Below are 19525 nucleotides of genomic sequence, written 5' to 3'. Positions count from 1 at the left end.
CGTCAGATCAATCCTGATCCGCGTCGCCGTAGCCGTGACCGGTCGTCATCCGCGTGCCCGTGCCGCCTGCGCCGTTCGCGCCCTCGAACCAGTACGGCATCCGCTGGCGATTGCCGGTTCCGACCTCGTTGAGCGTCGCGGCATCGTACAGATGCCCGCCAAGCATCACGCGCGACACCTTATCCGAATTGTGGATGTTCACCGTCGGATCGGCGTCGAGCACGACCAGATCGGCGAGCTTGCCGGGTTCGAGCGAGCCGACGTCCTTCTGGTAACCGAGCGAGGTGGCCGGCATGATCGTGCCCGCGCGCAGCGCCTCGATCGGCGACCAGCCGCCCTTGGCAAAGCTCCACATCTCCCAATGCGCGCCCAGCCCGGGCTGCTGCCCGTGCGCGCCAATCGACACCTGCACGCCCTTGTCAGCCAGCTTCTTCGCCTCGCGCGCGCTCTCGCCGTCGACGTAATCCTCCTCCGGCGCCAGTTCACGCCGCGCGTTTTGCGCCGCGAGCAACGCCTGCGGCGCGTGGCGCGACAGGATCGGGTGACGCCACACGTCGGTATGCGCGCGCCAGTACGGATCGCCTGCCGGCCCGCCATAGGTGACGACCAAGGTCGGCGTGTAGTTGGTCTTCGTCTGGGTCCACAGCTGGATCAGATCGTCGTAGAAATGCTCAAGCGGGATGTTGTGCTCGACGGTCGAGTTGCCGTCCTGGATCAGCGTCACGTCCTGCGTGAATAGCGACCCGCCCTCGGGCACGACCTCCATCCCCTCGGCCTGCGCGGCGGCGACCACCATCTGACGCTGCTCGCGCCGCGGCTGGTTGTAGTTCTTGACGCTGTGTGCGCCCTGCGCCTTCAACCGCCGCACGTCGGCGAGCGCGTCGTCGTAGCCGTTGATCTCCGCGTACACGTCAGGCGACTTCGCGCCGTAGATGATCTCACCGGTGGAAAAGATGCGCGGCGTCAGGATCATGCCGGCACGCTGCATCTCGGCGGCGGGAAAGATCTCGGCCGAACGCGACGACGGATCGTGGATCGTCGTCGTGCCGAGCGCGAGGTTCGCCATCGCATTCCAGTTCTGCTGCGGCACCAGCTCGTCGTCGCCCTGCGGCCCGTGCGCGTGAGCATCAACCAGCCCGGGGATGATCGTCTTGCCGGCGACATCGATCGTCTTGGTGCCGGCAGGGATCGCGATCGATGCGCGCGGGCCGACCGCGACGATGCGGTCGCCGCGGATCAGGATCGTCGCATCGTCGATGATCCCGCCGTCCGCGCGCGCCATCGTCACCACGCGCGCGCCGGTCAGTGCGACCGTGCCCGTAGGCTTGGCCGCGGGCACGTCCATCGACAGCGACACGCCGGTGCGCGGTGCGGCGAACTTGGGCGCGTTCTCGCCCGCTGGCGCCTGCGAAAACAAGGTATTGACCTGCGCGGTATAGAGCGTCGGCCCGGTGCTCCAGTTCAGCGTCTGTCCATCGTTAGACCAATTGATGAAGTCCGCACCGTCCGCGCTCACCTGCGTGACGGGCAGCGGCCCGGCCTTTTTGTCGGTCTCAACCCCCTGCGTGCCGGGCATCAGCGGCATGACAAATGCCTGGTAATTCTGCTTGAACGCGACGAACTCGCCCGTTGGCGACACCTGATAATCGCTGACCAGCTCGCCCTGCGCGTGCACCCGCTTCGCTTCACCATTCAGGTCGGTGCTGACGAGCTGGCGCTTGTCCTTCTCGCTGGTCAGCAGGAACACGCGGTCGTTCCGGTCGCCGAACTGCGGCTCGGCCGCGCCGTCCGCAATCCTGACCGGCGCGCCGCCCGTCGCCGCCACGCGGTACGCGCCCGATCCGCCGGGTCCGCGCGCCGCGGTCAGCCCGCCGCCCTCGCCCTGCTCGAACACGATCACCTTGGCATCGGGCGAGAAGTGCGGCCGGCGATACAGCCCCGCCGCATTGGTCACGACCTTCACCGCGCCGCCAGCCGCCGCGACCGTCTTGACCTGCCCCAGCCCGGCGTCGGTCCAGCCGACGAAGACGATCTGCCTGCCGTCGCGCGACCAGCTCGGCCACAGCTCGAACTCGTCGGTCGCGCGGGTCAGCCGCCGCGCCGCGCCGCCCGCCATCGGCTTGACCCACAGCTTCCCCAGTGTCTCGAACACGACCTGCCCCCCATCGGGAGAGACGCTCGCCCAGCGCGGCATTCTGGTCTGAATGCGGTCGGGCGACACCTCGACCTGCGGGTGCGTCGCGTCGATCACCACGCGCGTGTCGTTGACCCGGAACGGCACCACGCGTGCGCCCGAGCCATCGACCGCGACACGCTGGATATGCCCGCCCGCCCAGATCATGATCGCCGTACCGTCGGGCGTCCACGCCATGTTGGGATAGACGCCGGTCACCGCCCAGGTTTCCTGCACGTCGCGGTCGAGATCGCCGTAGACGACGCGCTCGATGCCGGTCGACAGCTCCTTGACCCACAGCTTGGTCTTGTTGTTCTCGCGCCGCACGAAGGCGATCCTTTTGCCGTCGCGCGACAGCGTCGGGCGCACCGATCCACCGACGCCCGACACCGCGGTGGTCACCTCGCCAGAGTCGATGTCGTAGCGTTCGATGTTGAACAGGTCGGTGCGCGAGTTCTGCGCATATTCGAAGATCGGACCCGGCGTCACGTTGCGGGTGTAGAAGATGCTCTTGCCGTCGGGCGCATAGATCGGCTCGCCCAGTTCCTTCTGCAGTTGCTCGCTCTTGCGCTTGACCAGCTGCACCCCACCGCCGCCCGAGACATGGTACAGCCACACCTCGCCGGTGCCCAATGAGCGGCCGGTGGTGAAATGCTTCTTCGCCGCGATGAAGCGTCCGTCCGGGCTCCACGACGGCTGGTTGAGCAGGCGGAAGTCCTCCTTCGTCACCTGCCTCTTGTCACTGCCGTCGACGTTCATCACCCAGATGTTGTCGCCGCCGCCGCGGTCGGAGGTGAAGGCGATCCGGCGCCCATCGGGTGAGAAGCGCGGCTGATGCTCATACGCCAGCCCCTGCGCGATCCGCGTCGGCGTGCCGCCCGCGATTCCCATGGTGTAGATGTCGCCCAGCATGTCGAACGCAATCAACCGCCCGTCAGGTGATACGTCGACGTTCATCCAGCTGCCGTTATCGGTGTTGATCGCCACCTCACGCGTGCGCATGCCCGGCGGCGCGTTCACGTCCCACTTCGGAGCCTTCGCAGGGGCAGCGGCGACCGTTCGCGCGTTGGCGTTGGGCGCGGGCGTCGCAGGCGGCGCAACCATCGGGCGATCGGTGACCACCTCGGGGCTCGGCTGCGTGATCTGGTTCTCGGGCGCCTGTGTCCGCTCGATCGGGGTCGGCGCGTTGGTCGGCGCGACCTGAGCCGATAGTTGCGCCGCCATCAGGCACAAGGCGACGGCGGTGGCGGCACGGTAGGTCATGCAAGTTCCCCTCTTTTGCCGCCTTTCTAGCCGATCGGTTTCATTCGTCACCTGATTCCGAAGCGTCTTTCTTCTTCTCTGGGCGACCGTCCGCGAGCGTGGGCGCGGCGACCATCTCCAGCCGCTGCGGCACCGTGCCAATGTCGATCCCCTCCTCGTGAAATCGGCCGAGCAGCGCCATGAACACGGACGAGCGCGCGCCATACGCTGCGCGCGGGGTGGCGACATGCGCGAAGCAGTTGAACAGGATGCGCCCATCCGCGATCGAATCGACAAACGCCGATGGCGCGGGATCATCCAGTACCGCGCTTTCCGCTGCGAAACTCTCCAGCACCAACTCACGCACCCGCGCCGCTTCGGTGCCGAGCGGGACGGAGAACTGGATCTGCATGCGACCCAGCGGGCTCGCCAGCGTCTTGTTGAGCACCGATTTGGTGATCAGCTCCGAATTGGGCACGATCAGCGTCGAATGGTCGGCGAGCTCGATCTCGGTCGATCGCACGCTGATCCGCTTCACATCGCCCTCGTCGGTGCCGACGCGCACCAGATCGCCGATCTTGATCGGCCGCTCGGCCAGCAGGATCAACCCGGAGACGAAATTCTGCGTGATCGCCTGCAAACCGAAACCGATGCCGACCGACAAGGCGGACAACAGCAGCGCGATCCGCTCCACCCCGATGCCCAGCGACGCGAGCGCCCAGATCACCGCGAGCGCGATCCCGACATAGCGCGCGACCAGCCTGACCGAATTCTGCCCCGATCCGTCCAGATCGGTCGCGGGCAGGTAGCGCCCCTCCAGCCACCCCATGAACCCGCGCACCAGCGCCAGCCCGACGAACAACACCACCAGCCCGCGCACGATGGTGCCTGGCGACACCGACACGCCGCCGATCTCGATCCCCTGCGCCAACGTGCCGACGCGCCCGAACAGCGACGTGACGCCGTTGCCCGCACCGAACGGCGACAGCAGCAGCCCGAACGCCGTCACCGCGACGATCAGCCGCAACACACCCGACAACAGCACCCCGAACTGATCGACGCTGCTGCCCCGAAGTCCCAGCGCGCGCACCAGCGTCCGCCCGGTCGCGCTGCTGCGCTTGAACAGCGTGGTCGCGACATCGTCGATCGCGGTCGTCAACAGGTAGGTCGCCGAGCCGAGCACTGTGCCCCACGACACCAACTGCACAAGGAACAGGCTGAACCCGACATAACCGAACAGCAGCCCAATGCCGGCGACCAGCACGATTCCCCAAGCGAGCAGCGTCACCGCGCCCAGTCCGGCGCGCGTCGTCTCGCCCTGCTCGTCGTCCGCCTGTTCGGCGCGCAACCGGCCGAGCGCCAGCAGCGTCGCGGCGAGCAGCAGCAGGTGGAGCGAGGCTTCGGCGGCCTGCGCGGCGACGCGCGCCGCGCCGCTCGCATTCACCGCGCGGTTGACCGTGTCGACGATGATGGTCGCGAACGACAGCGCCGCCAGCAGGATCGAGAACGGACGCAGCCGCGTCGCCGTCGTATCCCCGATCGCCGCTACCCGCCACGACGACTGGTTGCGCATCAGCAGCGCCCCCGTCGCCGACAGCGTCAACCCGGCAAAGGTCATCGCCGCGATCAGCCCGTCGAACACCGAGCTCCAGCTCGCCGCCTCTAGCCGACCCCAGCGGATACCCTGTACCAGCGCAAACGTGGCGCACAATGGGGTCAACGTACCGATCATGATGCGCCAGATTGCATAACCCGACCGGCGCACGCGGTGTCCCGGTGCGCCCTCGATCAGAAACCGCTGTCCCAGCCGACGCAGCGCCAGTCGCCCCGGCCCCAACACCGCGACGAAGACGATAACACCCGCCAGCGCCTGCCACGGCACGCTGCCGCGCGACTGCGCCCGCGCCTGCGCGACACCGCTGGTCACGAAGCTGCTCGCCCGGCGCAGGTCGCGCGGCGCCGACAGCAGGATCGCGCGCCAGAACGTCGGCGACAGCGGCGACGGGCTGTGTGCGGACAACCGCTCGCCGAACTGCGCCGCCTGCCCCTGCGCGATCTCGTCGATCAGCTGCTGCGCGGTGACGCCGAGCAGCCGACCGCGCTTCACCGCCGAGTCGAGCGCGCTGTGCTGCCGCGCCAGCGCGGCGCGTTGCGCGCGAATGTCTCCGGCTTCGCTCGTTCCTGCCGCCGGCGAGCCTAGCTGCGCCACCTTGGCATCGATCAGCGTCAACTGCGTCTGCAACTGTGTCGCTGCGTCGGTTGCCGCCTCTTTCGCCGCCAGCGCCTTCGCGCGCAAATCGTCGCGTTGGTCGTCATCAACCTGCTGGTCGAGCGCGCGATCGACATCGCCGACATCGCGCTCCGCCTGGGCGATCTGCTGGCTGAGCGCGGCGACCGACGTTCCTTGCGCGGACGCGGGCAAGCTGACGAGCAGCAGCAGCGCTACCAGCGCGCGCGAGATAAGTTGCAGGACCATCGGCAGGCCGTACCCAAGAGTGCGCCCGCTTGTGAAGGCCGCGACAATCGCATCATCGCACCGGAGCGCTCAAGTCGGCGTACCATGTTTGCGCGGTTACATAGACATGATGGTCTGAGCCACGCTGAGGCCGGCATCGGGACCCAGCTTATTCGGTAACGGGAACAACAGTCTGTTGACGAAAAATCAACGCTGCTTCTCCGTGAAGCTCTTGATCACGCTTTATTCGCGCACCACGGCACCAAAGCCGTTCAAGCCCGTTCCCTAACACAGGAGGAACGCGGTGACTGACAAGATCGTCTCGGTTGGATTGCTGACGCAGCGCGACCTTGACGTGCTGGGCACCAGCTTCACACGACATTTTCCCGTCCCGCGCGACAACAGCTTCGATGATCTGCTGCGCCAGCTCGATCAGGTCGACATGGCACGCCCGGTGGCGGAGCCGCGCCGCCTCTACTAGGACAACAGCTGCGGTTCACCTCGCTGATACAGGAGGCGGTCGACTGACCACCACCCGTGACAACGTGTTTTAGTTGGGATGTGCCTCACTATCCTGCGCCGACTTACCATCCTCGGTCGGCACGATTTCCTGGTCATAACCTGCCACCTCGTCGGCAACGCCAGCGTCGACGGTCTTCTTTGCTGCGTTGTTGTAGCTGGCTAGTTCGTCTTTGTCGGTATCACTGCCGCTCATGCCTTGATCCTTTCGCTTCGATCCATTGGTAGCGCTTGAACTTATTCGAGGTCGTTTTCGCTCACGATAATCATGCCCTGATCGGCGTTGCGCGACAGCGCCGACAGCGCCGCATCGCTGATCTGGTCGATGAAGCGCTGGAACGTGTCCGCCGCATCGCCGTCGGGTCGATCGCCGCTCAGCGCCTCGAGTACGTCATACTGAACGGCGAATTCATATTCCTCGGCATCGACCTCGCCGGTGAACTCCACCTGCTCGCCCTCGATGTTGTCGAGGATGCTCGAATGATCGATTTCCAACTGGCTCGTGGCCATCATCTACCTCTTGATCTGCTTGGCAGGGGTACAAGCCTCGTCACGCGTACGTGTTCCCGCGCGTGTGCTTGGCGACTTACGCCGCCGTGTCGCCACGCTCATCGTCGTTCCCGCTTGGCAACAGCGCGGCGATCCGGCCGATCGCATCCCCGACATAGCGGTCTGCGGGCAGTTCGCCCGGCAGCGTCACCGGTCGCTCCGCGGTCAACACCGCCTCGCTGCGCTGCGCCGGTGGCAGCGCCTGCCATGCGCGTGTGGCGCGCTCCAGGCTGGTGACCTCGGGAACCTGCTCGCCGCCCCTGGTGACATCCTCCAGCGATGCGCTCATCGTCCACTCGATCGACCCTGCACCGCTCCAGCTTGCCTCGGTCATCCACAATTCTCCTGCTCTCTTCCATCAGCAAGCGCGTGCGATGACGCGCCGGTTCCCGCAAACGCAGCAGGCTGATCCCGATCAACCCCGGAACGAGGCGCGAACGCGACGGTTCTTGCCCGACAGGCGAAGCGAACGACAGGGGGCCGACATCGACGCGCAAGCAGACGGAAGGGACGCGCAATCGCCATGGCAGATGCCGTGGCCGGCCTGGAAGCAGGTTGCGCTCCGCACGTGGAAGGAAACGGGCAACGACAATGTCGGGCTGATCGCCGCCGGTGTCGCCTTCTACGGCTTCCTCGCGCTCGTGCCGCTGCTCGGCGCGATCGTGCTGACCTATGGCTTGGTCGCCGATCCGCAGACGGTGTCCAGCAACATGGCGACGCTCACCTCGGTCCTGCCCAAACAGGCGGCGCAATTGATCGGCGAACAGTTGCTCAACGTCGTCCATACCTCGGACGGGAAGAAGGGCTTCGGCCTGCTCGTTGCGCTCGCGATCGCGCTGTTCGGCGCGCGCAACGCGGCCGGCGCGGTCATCACCGCACTCAACATCGCCTATGAGGAAGAGGAAACGCGCGGCTTCATCCACGTGACGCTGCTGGCACTCGGCATCACCGCCTGCGCGGTATTGGTCGCCATCCTCGCGATGGTGTCAGTGACCGTGCTCGGCTTCCTGCAGACGCTCTTGCCTACGCTGCCTAACTGGGTCGCTGCTGTGGGCAAGGTCGTCACCTATCTCCTGCTCGCCGCCGCCGGGTCGGCGGGTGCCGCGACGCTCTACCGCTACGGCCCTGCCCGCCAGCACGCGCGCTGGACGTGGCTGACGCCGGGCTCGCTGCTTGCCGCATTGCTGTGGCTGATGCTCACGATCGGCTTCGGCATCTACGTCGCCAATTTCGGCAATTACGACGCCACCTACGGCTCGATCGGCACGGTCGTCGTGCTGCTGACGTGGATGTACCTGTCGAGCTACATTCTGCTGTTCGGCGCGGAGCTCAATTCGGAGCTTGAGCATCAGACCGCACGCGACACCACCCACGGCGATCGTCCGCTGGGCGATCGTGGTGCATGGGTCGCCGACCATGTCGCGAACGGCACAAACCCCAGTTCGGCCTCGTCCACCCCGGCGACGGCGGATGCGCCCGCGGGTAGTCCGGTCAAGGACTATGCCACCGCACGAGCGACGACGCGCATCACACGGCTTGCCGGGTTCGAGAAGGTCGGCGTGACTCAGGCTGCCACCGCGACGCTCGGCCTCGCATTGCTCCGCCGGCAAGGTCGGGCGCTGCCCGGCGCCGCGCTGCTTGCCGGCGCGGGATTGCTCGCCTGGGCGTCACGGCGAGCAGCAACCCCATCTGTTGAGGCCGTGATCTTCGACCTCGACGGCACGCTCGTCGACAGCAACGATTACCATGTCTGGGCATGGCAGCACGCCCTTCGCGAATACGGCCACGAGATCGCACCCGCGCGCATCCACGATCAGATCGGAAAGGGCGGCGACCTGCTCGTCCCCGCGCTGATCCCCGGCGCAAGCGATGCCGAGATCGATGCTCTTTCCAACCGTCATGGTGACATCTTCAAGACGCGCTACCTCGATCGCGTCCGCCCCTTTCCACACGCCGCCGACCTGCTGCGCCACGTCGCCGCACAGGGCCAGCAGGTCGCGCTTGCCTCTTCCGCCAGCAAGGACGAACTCGACCATTACATCGACTTGCTCGGCGTGCGCGACATCCTCTCGGTGACGACGAGCAAGGAGGATGCGGACACGACCAAACCCACGCCCGACATCTTTGCCGCCGCATGTGACAAGCTTGGCGTCTCACCCGCCGCAGCACGCGTCGTCGGCGACACGCCCTATGACGCCACCGCCGCAGCCAAATGCGGCATCGCCACCGTCGCGGTCCGCTCCGGCGGGTTCGCCGACCGTACGCTCAGGCGCGCCGGCGCGGTCTCGCTCTATGACGATGTGGCGGCGATCCTCGATGATTACCGCCGCTCGCCGCTCGCACGATAGGAGACGCCGTCATGGAGGATATCGCCGGATGGGTCGCGCTCGTCGCCACCTGCATCGCCGCGCTGATGACCGCATCGAACCTGGGCGCGCGGGTGACCGGCTGGGGCTTTGTCGTGTTCACCATTGGCGCAGTCGCATGGATCGTCGTCGGGCTCGAGACCGGACAGACCCAGCTATTGTGGTCGAACATCTTTCTCGGCGTGGTCGACGTGTTCGGCATCTGGCGCTGGCTGGGCCGACGCGCGAAGTTCAGCGATGCGGCCAACGCCGAACAGGCACGCAGTGGACGTGCCGAGCATGAAGCCCTGTTCTCGATCTCGCGGATCGACGGACTGCCGGTCAGAGGAGCCGATGGTCAGGTGATCGCCCATGCGGTCGATGCACTCGCCACCTGCGCGGGTGGCACGATCGACTTCTTTATCGTTCGCGAGGGCGGCGTGGCGGGCGTCGGAGAGACATTGCGTCGGCTGCCGCGCGAGATCGTTCGCGTGCGCGATACCTCGCTCGACACAGACCTGAACGTATCCGGGATAACACAACTGGCACTGGCCGAAGTGCCGTAAAGATGGGGCGCGCGGGCGAAGACCCGCGCGCCCTGTAGTTCAGGCGGCCTTCTTGCCGCGCAGCGTGTTGAGGAGCGCAAGCCCGACCACGCCGACCAGCGCCGCGGTCGCGAACGGCCGCTGCTTCGCAAACCCCCTTGCCTGCCCGGCGAGCGGCGCGACATTGTCCGCCACGGCTTCCTTGGCGGCACCAACGGTCTTCTGCACCGAACCGGTCACCTGATCGGCGATGCCCGCGGCCCTGGTGTCCTGATCGCCCGTGGCGTTGCCGATCGCTTCCTTGACCTCACCCTTGACGTCGTTGCCGGTGCCCTTCAGCTCGTCGGTATTCATCGCTAAACCTCCTTGTCGGTGACGCGGGCGCAGCATACGCCTCAGGTTCGTCGTAACGACGAAACGCCGGCCGGGTTCATTCACGAGTGAGAAACGCGCGGTCAGCTGTTCCAGGTAGCGGCAAAGGCAGGCGAGGCGATGAAGCTCGCCGGCATCGGGCTGGTTGGCGGCGGATCGCTCAACCCTTCCTCGATGTAGCGCAACGCCGCGGTCAGCCCGGCGCGCGAGAACGGTTTCGGAATCACGCCGTGCGCGCCCGCAAAGTCTTCCGGTATCTTCTTCGGATTGGCGGTCACGAAGATCACCGCCGTTCGCGCCCAGCGCGCATGGATCAGCCGCGCCGCATCCAGCCCGTTGGTGTTGTGCGCCAGTTGCAGGTCGACGAAGGCAAGATCGGGCGCGGCCTCGATCTCCATCGCCTCGACCTCATGCAGCGAGGCCGCCTCGCCGACGACCGTGTGGCCGGCATCCTCCACCAACGCCTCGATATCCATTGCCAGCAGCGCCTCGTCCTCGACGATCAGGACGCGGAACGGACGTTTGAGGCGGATCAAGTCGCCAATCCCGTCGCGCCCTGGTCGAGCGGGAAGCGGATCGTCACGCGCGCGCCCGGCTCGGCCGGCGACCATGCGACGTCTGCGCCGACCTGCCGCGACAACCGCCGGATCAGCACGCGGCCAAGCCCGTCCTCGGGCGTGTTCGCCGCATCGAAACCCGGACCATCGTCCGCGATGCTGATGGCGCCCGTGTCACCCTCGGCGCGCGCGGTGACCGTCAGCACACCGCCCCGCCCTTCCGCGAAGCCGTGCTTGACCGCATTGGTCACGATCTCGTTCAACACCAGCCCCAGCGCCGACGCGTTGGTCGACGAGATATCGATCGCGGTGACGTCCGACTGCACGTCGATGTCGGTCCGCCCGCTCGCACCGACAACGTCGGTCGCAAGGTTCAGCGCGAACGCACCTGCGTCGAACCGGGTCACGTCGTCCGATTGGTACAACCGGCGATGCACGCTCGCCAGCGCGTCGATCCGCTCCAGCATCGAGTTCAGCCGCGCGAGAATGTCCTCGTCCGAAATGCCGCGTGCCTGCAACCGCAACAACGACCCGATCATCGTCAGGTTGTTCTTCACGCGATGGTCGACCTCGTGGAGCAGCAGCGTCTTGTCGTCCAGCGCCGCCTTCAGGTCGGCGGTGCGCGCCTCGACCTCGCGCTCGACCTCCGCCTTTTGCCGCGCGATCCGCTCCTGCGCCTCGATCCGGTCGCTCACGTCCATCTGGCTGGCGAAGAAGAACTCGATCTCGCCGTCGCGGTTGCGCACCGGGCTGACGTACAGCGCGTTCCAAAAGGTCGAGCCGTCCTTGCGATAATTGAGCAGGTCGACCGCCACATCGGTTCCAGCCTCGATCGCTGCGCGCACCTCCGCCACCTTGGCGCGATCGGTTCCGGGGCCTTGCAGGAAGCGGCAGTTCGTTCCCAGTATCTCGGCACGATCATAGCCCGACAATTGCTGGAACGCCTCGTTGCAGAACACGATCGGGTTGTCGTCACGGCGCGGGTCGGTGATGATCATCGGCATTCGCGTCGCGCGCACCGCCGCGGCGAACGGGTCACCACGTCCGCTCTCATGCTCGACCACGTCGGTCAGGTGCCAGTTGTCGCGTTGATCCATCATTTCCCCCGCACCTGGCGCGGTTGCACGTGGGCCCAGCGCGCAACAAACCTAGGTTAGTTCGCTATGCGCCAGACACGTGGCCGAGCCAAGTTTTGTCGCACAACGCCTCACCGCTCTGCGCGCTCCCTCGTTGCCGATACGGTCGGCCTCATCGCCGCGGCTGGACGCAAGCCGTATGATTGGGCATCGAGCCCTCGGCACGCGCGTCAGCGCGACCAGACAACGCGCAACGACAGCGCAGGAGATCAACATGACGACGATGCAGGCCGCGGTGCTGACCGCGCCCGGAGAGATGACGATCGCCGAGGTCGACCTGCCCGTGCCCGCCGCGGGCGAGGTTCGCATCCGGCTGGAGGGCTGCGGCGTCTGCGCGTCGAACGTCGAACCCTTCGAAGGGCAGCCGTGGTCGACTTTCCCCGGCGCGCCCGGCGGGATGGGGCATGAGGGCTGGGGCGTGGTCGACGCGCTCGGCGACAACGTGAGCACGCTTGCGGCCGGCGACCGCGTCGCCTTCCTCGCCGGCCATAGTTTCGCGCGGTACGACGTCGCCCCCGCCGACATGGTAGTGAAGCTGCCCCCCGCCTTGGGCGACCAGCCTTTCCCCGGCGAGCCGCTCGGTTGCGCGATGAACATCTTCCGCCGCGCCGACATCCGCGCCGGGCAGACCGTCGCGATCATCGGCATCGGCTTCCTCGGCGCCGTCCTTGCCAAGCTCGCAACCAATGCCGGCGCGCGCGTCATCGCCATCTCGCGCCGCGAAGAGTCGCTAGACCTCGCGCGCCGCTTCGGCGCGGCCGAGACGGTGCCGATGCACGACCACTGGGCGATCATCGAGGAGGTCAAGCGCCTGACCGACGAGGCGATGTGCGAGCGCGTGATCGAGGCGGTCGGCAAGCAATGGCCGCTCGACCTCGCCACCGCGCTGGTCGGCTTCGGCGGACGGCTAATCGTCGCCGGCTATCATCAGGACGGCCCGCGGCAGGTCAACATGCAGGAGTGGAACTGGAAGGGGATCGACGTCGTCAACGCGCACGAGCGCGACCCCGCGGTCCAGCGCCGCGGCGTCGAGGAAGCGATCGCCGCGGTCGTCTCGGGGCAGATCGACCTGCCCGCGCTGCTCACCCACCGCTACCCGTTGTCGCAGGTCGCCGATGCGATTCTTGCGACGCGCGACAAGCCGGCGGGCTTCGTCAAGGCGCTGGTGACCTATGAGTGAGCCGCTCACGCGCCGCCCGCGCCTCGGCTTCCTCGGCGTCGGCTGGATCGGTCGTCACCGCATGGAAGCGATGCTCGGCACCGGACTGGTCGAGGCCGCCGCGATCAGCGATCCCTCGCCCGACATGATCCGCGACGCCGCCGCACTCGCGCCCAACGCGCAGGTGGTTGCCGACCTCGACGCGATGCTGGCACTCGATCTCGACGGCGTTGTGATTGCGAGCCCCAGCGCACTCCACGCCGCGCAGTCGATCCGGGCGCTGGAGGCAGGCAAGGCAGTGTTCTGCCAGAAACCGCTCGGCCGCGACGCCGCCGAGACCGAGGCTGTCGTCGCTGCCGCGCGCGCCGCTGACCGGCTGCTCGGCGTCGATCTGTCCTACCGCTTCACCGCGGGCATGGAGCGGATCGCCGAACTGGTCCGCGGCGGCACGCTCGGCCGGCTGTTCGCGGTCGATCTCGTCTTCCACAACGCCTACGGCCCGGACAAGCCATGGTTCTACGACCGCGCGCAATCGGGCGGCGGTTGCGTCATGGATCTCGGCATCCACCTCGTCGATCTCGCGATGTGGCTGACCGGACAGGACGTGAAATCGGTGTCGTCGTCGCTGTTCGCCGGTGGCGAGCCACTCGGCGCGCGTGACACGGTCGAGGATTACGCCATCGCGACGCTGACGCTCGATCAGGATGTGGCGGTACGCCTCGCCTGCTCGTGGCGACTCCACGCCGGGCAGGATGCGGTGATCGAGGCTAGCTTCTACGGCACCAACGGTGGCGCCACGATGCGCAACGTCAGCGGCTCGTTCTACGATTTCACCACCACCCATAACACCGGCACGCAGGCGACGACGATCGCCAGCCCGCCGGAGGAATGGGGCGGCCGCGCCGCGATCGACTGGGCGCGCCGCCTCGCCCAGAATCCGCGCTTCGACGCGCAGGCGGACGAGTTCGTCGCCACCGCGCGCGCGCTCGACCGCATCTACGCCGGAGCGTGAGCGCGCGCCGGCTCAGTAGATCAGATTGTACCGCCTAGCGCGCACCTCGACGTGTTCGTTTAGCTTGATTGCGGCGGCGCGCTCGGTGTCGCCGCGCGCCGTGTCGCCGCTGCGTTTCAGTGCCACCGCCCGCGCGTACCGCGGCCAGGCGTTCGCCGGTTCGCGCTTCACCACCTCGTCATAGTCGGCGATCGCACGCGACCACGCGCCCTGCCGCAGATAGACGAGCGCACGGCTGTCGAGATACGTCGCCACGTTCGGGCGAAGCTTCAACGCGCGGTCGCAGTCCGACAGCGCCTCGTCGAGCGCGGTGTTCGCGACCGCACGCGCCCAGCAACGCGCGTTGAACGCTGTTGCGCGGCTGCTATCCTCGGGATGGCTCTTCAACCAGCGATCGAGGTTGCCGACCGCCTCCCCGGGCTGGCCCAGTTCGGTCAGCATCGCCGCCACGCGCAGCCGCTGATCGGCCGAGGGCGCGAGCGCGCGATCGGCGGCGCGCACGTCATCCAACGCGCCTGCGCGCTCGTCGGCCCTGATCCGCACCGCCGCGCGCGTCAGCCGCGCTTCGGCATCGTCCGGCGCCAGCGTGATCGCGTGATCCAGGTCGCCGCGCGCCTTGAGGAGCTCGTCGCGGCTTCCCGACAGCCGCAACATCGCACGCTGATAGTAATAATGCCCCTCGCCCGGCGCCATCGCGACCGCCTTGTCGAAATCGGCCAGCGCCGCCGCGCGCTTGCCGTTCGAGGCGAAGGCGGCACCCCGCCGGCTGAACCCCGCCGCATCGGTCGGCGCGGGCGAGCGGTCGGACAGGTCGATCACCGTTCCCGTCTCGGTTACCGCACGCCTGGGATTCTGCCCGAACAACGGCCCACCTTCGTAGGTGAAGAACATCGTCTTGGTCGCATTCGACACGAACACGCGGTGCGTCAGAAAGAAGTCGATCCCGACCAGCATGTCGGTGTCGCCCATCTCCATGTCGGCAATGTGAAGAATAGGATGGTTCAGCTTCTCGCCACCGATATCGATGTTCGTGAACGGCGCACGCCATGTCTGCACTCGTTGGCGTCCGATGCCGCCGCCGAAGCCGATGCTCGTCACCCCCGGACTGTCGGGCGTCACGCCCAGCCGCTTGGCGACCGAACGCGACAGCAGCGACGATTCTGCGCCGGTGTCGAAGGTCGCGTTGACGTCGCCGCCGTTGATCTGGATTTTGCCGACCGTATGCGGCTTGAACATGCCGCCGGTCCGCCCGATCAGCTTCAGCGCGCTGATCGGGCGTCCCTTCGCCCAATAAGCGAGATTGGTGCTGCCGCAGCCCTTTGTCTGGATTAGTCGGACAACGCCGTGCGGCAAATCATATTCGACGTCGAGCACGCCAAGAATGTTCTGCCCGATCAACCCGGCGGTGCCCGTGTCGCTGCCCGCGACGACGAAATCGACCTTGCGCAGCGGGATGCCCGCGATCGAGAAATTAGTCGCGGTGGCAGCACCCGCGTTCGTTGATCCGCCGACACCGCGCACGTGAAGGAACGGCAGATCGGTGACCGGCAGTCCGAACTCCTGCGCGGAGGCAAGCGACAGCGTGCTATAGAAAGCGCCGCTGTCGAGGATGAAGCGCGCGGTCTTATCGCCGAACTTCGCGTTCACCATCGGGCGTTGGCCCGCCATCGTCACCGGTAGCTCCGCAGCGACCGCGACCTTGCACTCGGCCGCCGCGCGCCCAGGCATCGTCACGCCCGTGACTGCCGCCAGCGCGCCGATCGCGACGCCCGCTACCCTGTTGCGCCCCATCTGCCCTCACCCTTTTGTCGGCAAGAGCCTAGCGCCGCCACGTGACGGCGCAATTGGCGGAACATTACAATTGATCGAAGTCGATCGCGCCGTGCCGGTCGAGCCAGTTGGGCGCCTCCGGCATCGGGTATTTCAGCCCGGTCGCGCAGTTGAACAGCACGACCTGCTCGTCCTCGTCCACCTCGCCGTCCTTGAGCGCCTGCCTGTACGCCGCCAGCGTCGCACCGCCTTCGGGGCACAGCAGCAACCCGTCGCGCCGTGCGCATTCGTCGACCGCCTTCAGGATCGCAGGATCACCGACGCCCAGCGCCTTGCCGCCGCTTTCGCGCACTGCGCGCAGGATCAGGAAGTCGCCCACCGCGCGCGGCACGCGAATACCTGCAGCGACGGTGTGCGCGTCCTCCCAGCGCTCGGCATGTTCCTCACCCGCCTCGAACGCGCGCACGATCGGCGCGCAGCCCGACGCCTGCACCGCGTACATCCGCGGGCGCTCCGACCCGATCCATCCCAGCCGCTCGAGCTCGTCAAACGCCTTCCACATCCCGATCAGGCCCGTGCCGCCGCCGGTCGGGTAGAAGATCGCATCAGGCAACCGCCAACCCATCTGCGCGGCGAGCTCCAGCCCCATCGTCTTCTTGCCCTCGATCCGGTACGGCTCCTTCAGCGTTGAGAAGTCGAACCAGCGTCCCTCGCCTGCCCCCTTGCCGACGATCGCGCCGCAATCGTCGATCAGCCCGTTGACGCGCCACACCCGCGCGCCCTGCGCCTGGATCTCGCGCACGTTGATCTCGGGCGTGTCCTCGGGGCAGAAGACGATCGTCTCGATTCCGCAGCGCGTCGCATAGGCCGCCAATGCCGCGCCCGCATTGCCGTTGGTCGGCATCGCGATCCGCGTGACGCCCAGCTCCTTCGCCATCGCCACCGCCATGACGAGCCCGCGTGCCTTGAAGCTGCCAGTCGGCAGCCGTCCTTCGTCCTTCACCAGCACGTTGGCGCCGCCGCTTTTCGGCACCGGGATCAGCGGCGTTTCAATCTCGCCCAGGCTGACGATGTCGCGGGTGTGGCGGACCGGCAGCAGCTCGCGCCACCGCCACAGATCTGTCTCGCGCGCGACCAGTGCATCCCGCGATAGTGCCTGACCCACCGCTTCCAAATCGTAGCGCACCAGCAACGGTCGCCCGACACGCGACAGATTGTGAAGCTGGTCGGCCCCGTACCGCTCCCCCGTCATCGAACATTCGAGGTGCGTGACAAACGTCGGGCGATCGGCGGTGAGATTCTCGTTCATGGGCGCAGGTTCTAGAGCGCCCCCGCCCCGAAACAATGCCTGCCGCCGAAACGACAAAGGGCGAGGACATCGTCCTCGCCCTCATCAAATTTTCGAAATGCGAATGCTCAATCCGGCTTCTTCGCCACCGCGACCAGCGCCGGGCGCAGCAGCCGATCCTTGATCATCCAGCCCGACTGCATCTCCTGCACGATCGTGCCGGGCGCGGCGTCGCTCGGCATCTCCATCATCGCCTGATGCTTGTTGGGGTCGAGCGGCTCGCCCATCGCGACGATGCGCGTGATGCCGTTGCGCTCAAACACCTTTTCGAGCTCGCGACCGGTCGCCTCAAGCCCGGTGACCAGCCCCTTGAACTTGTCGTCCTCGCGCAACTCGGCCGGGATCGCGGCGAGCCCGCGCTCGAGATTGTCCGCGACCGACAGCACGTCGCGCGCGAAATTGGTCGCGGCATAGGCGCGCGCGTCGGCGGAGTCCTTCTCCGCGCGGCGGCGCACGTTCTGAATGTCCGCGCGCGCGTACAGCGTCTCCTGCTGCGCGGCAGCGAGCTGCTCTTCCAGTTCGGTGATGCGCGCGGCCTGTCCGTCGTGCTCGGCCAGCTCGGGTGCTGACTCGGCGGTCTGTTCGCGCAGGTCTTCCGTCGTCTCGTCGGCCATTGTTGCCCCTGTGATAGATGCCGGCTTCGCTCAACCCATCAGGCGGGCGAGCGTCGCCGCGGTGAAATCCACTATCGGCACGATCCGCGCGTAGTTCAACCGCGTAGGCCCGATCACGCCCACGACACCGACGACGCGCCCATCGAGACCGCGAAACGGCTTCGCAATCACCGACGAGCCGCTGAGCGCGAACAGCTTGTTCTCCGCGCCGATGAAGATGCGCGTCGCGTCGCCCGCGCTCGCCGCCCCCAAAAGCGCCGCCACTTCCTGCTTGCCCTCCAGGTCGTCGAGCAGCTCGCGCACCCGCTCCAGGTCCGCCGCCGCCGCATCGTCGAGCAGCCGTCCCTGCCCGCGCACGATCAGCACCGATCGCCTAGCGCCGTCCTCGCTCCACACCGCCAGACCACGCTCGACCAGCGTGCGTGCCGCCACATCGAGTGCGCTCTGCCCTTCGCCCAGCTCGCGCTCGATCCGCGTGCGCGCCTCGGCCAGCGTCAGCCCGCCGAGCGTCGCGGTCATGTAATTGCCTGCCTCGACCAGCGCCGACGCAGAAACGCCCGGCGGCAGGTCGACGACGCGGTTCTCGACCCCACCGTCCTCCGCCACCAGCACCGCGAGCGCCTGCGGCCCGTTCGTTCCAGGCCCTAACGGCACGAACCCGATCGAGCGCAGCACCGCCTCGCGCTTCGGCACCATCACCAGCCCCGCGCACGCCGACAGCCCCGACAGCGCCGCGGTGGTCGCCGCCAGCGCTTCCTCCACCGGCCCGCGATTGGCCGCGCGCGCCTCGATCTGCGCGCGCTCCTCTGCGCTCGGCTCGGTCGCCTGCATCATGCCGTCGACGAACAGCCGCAACCCGCGCTCGGTCGGCATCCGTCCCGCGCTGGTGTGCGGCGCCGCGAGCAGCCCCATCGCCTCCAGTTGCGCCAGCACGCCGCGAATCGAGGCGGGCGACAGGTTGAGCCCGGCCTGCGCCAGCGTCTTCGATCCCACCGGCTGCCCGTCGTGCAGATAGCCGTCGACGACACGGCGAAAGATGTCGCGCGCGCGGTCGGAGAGTTCGGCGATCGGCGGGGTCGCGCTCATGGCCATGATGTAGGCACGCCCGCCGCCCCGCGACAAGCCGCGGCTATTTCCCGATCAGCGAAGCGATCGGCAGCAGCCGTGGCGCGGCACGCAACCGCGCGAACAACGCCTTGTTCGCCTCGTCGAAGCAGCCGTAATCGACCCGCTTGACCGAGCGCTCACCGCCCGCCTGCCACATTACCGTCAGTCCGGGCATGTCGCTCGCCAGGGTATGGCAGCGCGGTGACTCCGGAAGGATCCCCTCACCCGCAACCGTGCGCAGCTCAGCCACCGCCTCGCCGAACGCGCGTGCCTGCGCCGGCGTCGCCTGGAACCGCGTGATGCCGCTCGCCGCCGTGTGCTGCGTGCCGATGAACTCGCCCGCTCCGCTGCTCGTATCGACCGTCACCGAATAGACCGGGCAGGTGCCGAAGCACGCGCTGGTGTCATAGGTGATCCGCATCGCCGCGGTGGGTGCAGCAACAGGCGCCGCGGTTCGCGTGGTAACACAGGCTGACAGCGTCAACGCGGCGGCGGCGAGCAGAATCGGGGTTCGCATCGTTTCAGCCCTACCCTCGCGATCGTGTCACGGCCATGAACATCCCCGCCCGCTCTGGCGTCGCCTCCCGCCACCCGCTACGGCCATCGCCAACTATCTACCCAA

General features: G+C 67.4%; 18 protein-coding genes. 5 read left to right on the top strand and 13 right to left on the bottom strand.

Annotated features, from left to right (window positions below; genetic code table 11):
* Positions 1–7: 7 nt before the first annotated feature.
* The gene (locus SMN802W_RS0105835) at positions 8–3436 is read right to left on the bottom strand and encodes an amidohydrolase family protein (protein WP_019515962.1); all 3429 of its coding nucleotides are present in this window, start codon (positions 3434–3436) and stop codon (positions 8–10) included.
* Between the two features lie 40 nt (positions 3437–3476).
* Positions 3477–5891: a DUF3772 domain-containing protein gene (locus SMN802W_RS16515; protein WP_019515961.1), complete on the bottom strand. Its 2415-nt coding sequence runs from the start codon at positions 5889–5891 to the stop codon at positions 3477–3479.
* Between the two features lie 283 nt (positions 5892–6174).
* Here SMN802W_RS16515 and SMN802W_RS18170 point away from each other — a divergent pair, with 283 nt between their 5' ends.
* On the top strand, positions 6175–6351 hold the full coding sequence (locus tag SMN802W_RS18170; RefSeq protein ID WP_019515960.1) for a hypothetical protein: 177 nt from the start codon (positions 6175–6177) through the stop codon (positions 6349–6351).
* Positions 6352–6420: 69 nt separating this feature from the next.
* Here the strand turns inward: SMN802W_RS18170 and SMN802W_RS18165 are convergent, their stop codons facing one another.
* The 3 genes from SMN802W_RS18165 to SMN802W_RS0105810 form a co-directional block, all read right to left on the bottom strand.
* Positions 6421–6585 (bottom strand): hypothetical protein, encoded by a 165-nt coding sequence (locus SMN802W_RS18165; protein WP_019515959.1) that lies wholly within the window; start codon positions 6583–6585, stop codon positions 6421–6423.
* Positions 6586–6626: 41 nt separating this feature from the next.
* The gene (locus SMN802W_RS0105815) at positions 6627–6899 is read right to left on the bottom strand and encodes a DUF1488 family protein (RefSeq protein ID WP_026325798.1); all 273 of its coding nucleotides are present in this window, start codon (positions 6897–6899) and stop codon (positions 6627–6629) included.
* A gap of 76 nt (positions 6900–6975) precedes the next feature.
* Positions 6976–7272 carry a hypothetical protein gene (locus tag SMN802W_RS0105810; RefSeq protein ID WP_019515957.1) on the bottom strand — a complete coding sequence of 99 codons (297 nt, stop codon included), beginning with the start codon at positions 7270–7272 and terminating at the stop codon, positions 6976–6978.
* Positions 7273–7468: 196 nt separating this feature from the next.
* Here SMN802W_RS0105810 and SMN802W_RS0105805 point away from each other — a divergent pair, with 196 nt between their 5' ends.
* Together SMN802W_RS0105805 and SMN802W_RS0105800 are read left to right on the top strand one after the other, a co-directional pair.
* A complete protein-coding gene (locus tag SMN802W_RS0105805; RefSeq protein ID WP_238560114.1) occupies positions 7469–9286 on the top strand; it encodes a YhjD/YihY/BrkB family envelope integrity protein in 1818 nt (605 codons plus the stop codon).
* Positions 9287–9297: 11 nt separating this feature from the next.
* Positions 9298–9849, top strand: a complete 552-nt coding sequence (locus tag SMN802W_RS0105800) for a hypothetical protein (RefSeq protein ID WP_019515955.1) — start codon at positions 9298–9300, stop codon at positions 9847–9849.
* Positions 9850–9888: 39 nt separating this feature from the next.
* Here SMN802W_RS0105800 and SMN802W_RS0105795 read toward each other — a convergent pair whose 3' ends face one another.
* The 3 genes from SMN802W_RS0105795 to SMN802W_RS0105785 all read right to left on the bottom strand — a co-directional run bounded on the left by SMN802W_RS0105795 (position 9889) and on the right by SMN802W_RS0105785 (position 11854).
* Entirely contained in the window at positions 9889–10182 is a 294-nt protein-coding gene (locus tag SMN802W_RS0105795; protein ID WP_019515954.1) for a CsbD family protein, read from the bottom strand.
* Positions 10183–10283: 101 nt separating this feature from the next.
* Positions 10284–10736 (bottom strand): response regulator, encoded by a 453-nt coding sequence (locus tag SMN802W_RS0105790; RefSeq protein ID WP_019515953.1) that lies wholly within the window; start codon positions 10734–10736, stop codon positions 10284–10286.
* Complete coding sequence (locus tag SMN802W_RS0105785; protein ID WP_026325797.1) at positions 10733–11854, bottom strand: PAS domain-containing protein; 1122 nt, start codon at positions 11852–11854, stop codon at positions 10733–10735. The genes SMN802W_RS0105790 and SMN802W_RS0105785 overlap by 4 nt, the downstream gene beginning before the upstream one ends.
* Before the next feature lie 253 nt (positions 11855–12107).
* Between SMN802W_RS0105785 and SMN802W_RS0105780 the strand changes: the two genes are divergently transcribed.
* Positions 12108–13073 carry an MDR/zinc-dependent alcohol dehydrogenase-like family protein gene (locus SMN802W_RS0105780; protein WP_202951006.1) on the top strand — a complete coding sequence of 322 codons (966 nt, stop codon included), beginning with the start codon at positions 12108–12110 and terminating at the stop codon, positions 13071–13073.
* Entirely contained in the window at positions 13066–14064 is a 999-nt protein-coding gene (locus SMN802W_RS0105775) for a Gfo/Idh/MocA family protein (RefSeq protein ID WP_019515950.1), read from the top strand. Before SMN802W_RS0105780 ends, SMN802W_RS0105775 begins: the two co-directional genes overlap by 8 nt.
* A gap of 12 nt (positions 14065–14076) precedes the next feature.
* On the opposite strand, the gene SMN802W_RS0105770 is transcribed toward SMN802W_RS0105775, so the two are convergent.
* The 5 genes from SMN802W_RS0105770 to SMN802W_RS16510 all read right to left on the bottom strand — a co-directional run bounded on the left by SMN802W_RS0105770 (position 14077) and on the right by SMN802W_RS16510 (position 19420).
* Positions 14077–15855 (bottom strand): aspartyl protease family protein, encoded by a 1779-nt coding sequence (locus SMN802W_RS0105770; RefSeq protein ID WP_019515949.1) that lies wholly within the window; start codon positions 15853–15855, stop codon positions 14077–14079.
* A gap of 64 nt (positions 15856–15919) precedes the next feature.
* Positions 15920–17143, bottom strand: a complete 1224-nt coding sequence (locus SMN802W_RS0105765) for a threonine synthase (protein ID WP_019515948.1) — start codon at positions 17141–17143, stop codon at positions 15920–15922.
* Positions 17144–17250: 107 nt separating this feature from the next.
* On the bottom strand, positions 17251–17796 hold the full coding sequence (gene grpE / locus SMN802W_RS0105760) for a nucleotide exchange factor GrpE (RefSeq protein WP_019515947.1): 546 nt from the start codon (positions 17794–17796) through the stop codon (positions 17251–17253).
* Between the two features lie 30 nt (positions 17797–17826).
* Positions 17827–18882, bottom strand: coding sequence for a heat-inducible transcriptional repressor HrcA (gene hrcA / locus SMN802W_RS0105755; protein ID WP_026325795.1), 1056 nt, complete (start codon positions 18880–18882; stop codon positions 17827–17829).
* A gap of 43 nt (positions 18883–18925) precedes the next feature.
* Positions 18926–19420, bottom strand: coding sequence for a DUF6438 domain-containing protein (locus SMN802W_RS16510; RefSeq protein ID WP_019515945.1), 495 nt, complete (start codon positions 19418–19420; stop codon positions 18926–18928).
* Between the last annotated feature and the right edge of the window lie 105 nt (positions 19421–19525).

The sequence above is a fragment of the Sphingomonas sp. Mn802worker genome (genome assembly GCF_000382485.1).
GTDB lineage: Bacteria > Pseudomonadota > Alphaproteobacteria > Sphingomonadales > Sphingomonadaceae > Sphingomonas.
The sequence above is the reverse complement of the archived record's forward strand: the minus strand, read 5'-3'. Positions and strand labels throughout refer to the sequence as shown.

What these genes read in the sequence shown, in the direction of transcription:
- SMN802W_RS0105800 (WP_019515955.1), top strand. Translation starts at nt 9,298, where the DNA reads ATGGAGGATATCGCCGGATGGGTCGCGCTCGTCGCCACCTGCATCGCC.
- SMN802W_RS0105835 (WP_019515962.1), bottom strand. Translation starts at nt 3,436, where the DNA reads ATGACCTACCGTGCCGCCACCGCCGTCGCCTTGTGCCTGATGGCGGCG.
- SMN802W_RS0105795 (WP_019515954.1), bottom strand. Translation starts at nt 10,182, where the DNA reads ATGAATACCGACGAGCTGAAGGGCACCGGCAACGACGTCAAGGGTGAG.
- SMN802W_RS0105765 (WP_019515948.1), bottom strand. Translation starts at nt 17,143, where the DNA reads ATGAACGAGAATCTCACCGCCGATCGCCCGACGTTTGTCACGCACCTC.
- SMN802W_RS0105815 (WP_026325798.1), bottom strand. Translation starts at nt 6,899, where the DNA reads ATGGCCACGAGCCAGTTGGAAATCGATCATTCGAGCATCCTCGACAAC.
- SMN802W_RS0105770 (WP_019515949.1), bottom strand. Translation starts at nt 15,855, where the DNA reads ATGGGGCGCAACAGGGTAGCGGGCGTCGCGATCGGCGCGCTGGCGGCA.
- grpE (WP_019515947.1), bottom strand. Translation starts at nt 17,796, where the DNA reads ATGGCCGACGAGACGACGGAAGACCTGCGCGAACAGACCGCCGAGTCA.
- SMN802W_RS0105785 (WP_026325797.1), bottom strand. Translation starts at nt 11,854, where the DNA reads ATGGATCAACGCGACAACTGGCACCTGACCGACGTGGTCGAGCATGAG.
- SMN802W_RS0105810 (WP_019515957.1), bottom strand. Translation starts at nt 7,272, where the DNA reads ATGACCGAGGCAAGCTGGAGCGGTGCAGGGTCGATCGAGTGGACGATG.
- SMN802W_RS0105775 (WP_019515950.1), top strand. Translation starts at nt 13,066, where the DNA reads ATGAGTGAGCCGCTCACGCGCCGCCCGCGCCTCGGCTTCCTCGGCGTC.
- SMN802W_RS18165 (WP_019515959.1), bottom strand. Translation starts at nt 6,585, where the DNA reads ATGAGCGGCAGTGATACCGACAAAGACGAACTAGCCAGCTACAACAAC.
- hrcA (WP_026325795.1), bottom strand. Translation starts at nt 18,882, where the DNA reads ATGAGCGCGACCCCGCCGATCGCCGAACTCTCCGACCGCGCGCGCGAC.
- SMN802W_RS16515 (WP_019515961.1), bottom strand. Translation starts at nt 5,891, where the DNA reads ATGGTCCTGCAACTTATCTCGCGCGCGCTGGTAGCGCTGCTGCTGCTC.
- SMN802W_RS0105805 (WP_238560114.1), top strand. Translation starts at nt 7,469, where the DNA reads ATGCCGTGGCCGGCCTGGAAGCAGGTTGCGCTCCGCACGTGGAAGGAA.
- SMN802W_RS16510 (WP_019515945.1), bottom strand. Translation starts at nt 19,420, where the DNA reads ATGCGAACCCCGATTCTGCTCGCCGCCGCCGCGTTGACGCTGTCAGCC.
- SMN802W_RS0105780 (WP_202951006.1), top strand. Translation starts at nt 12,108, where the DNA reads ATGACGACGATGCAGGCCGCGGTGCTGACCGCGCCCGGAGAGATGACG.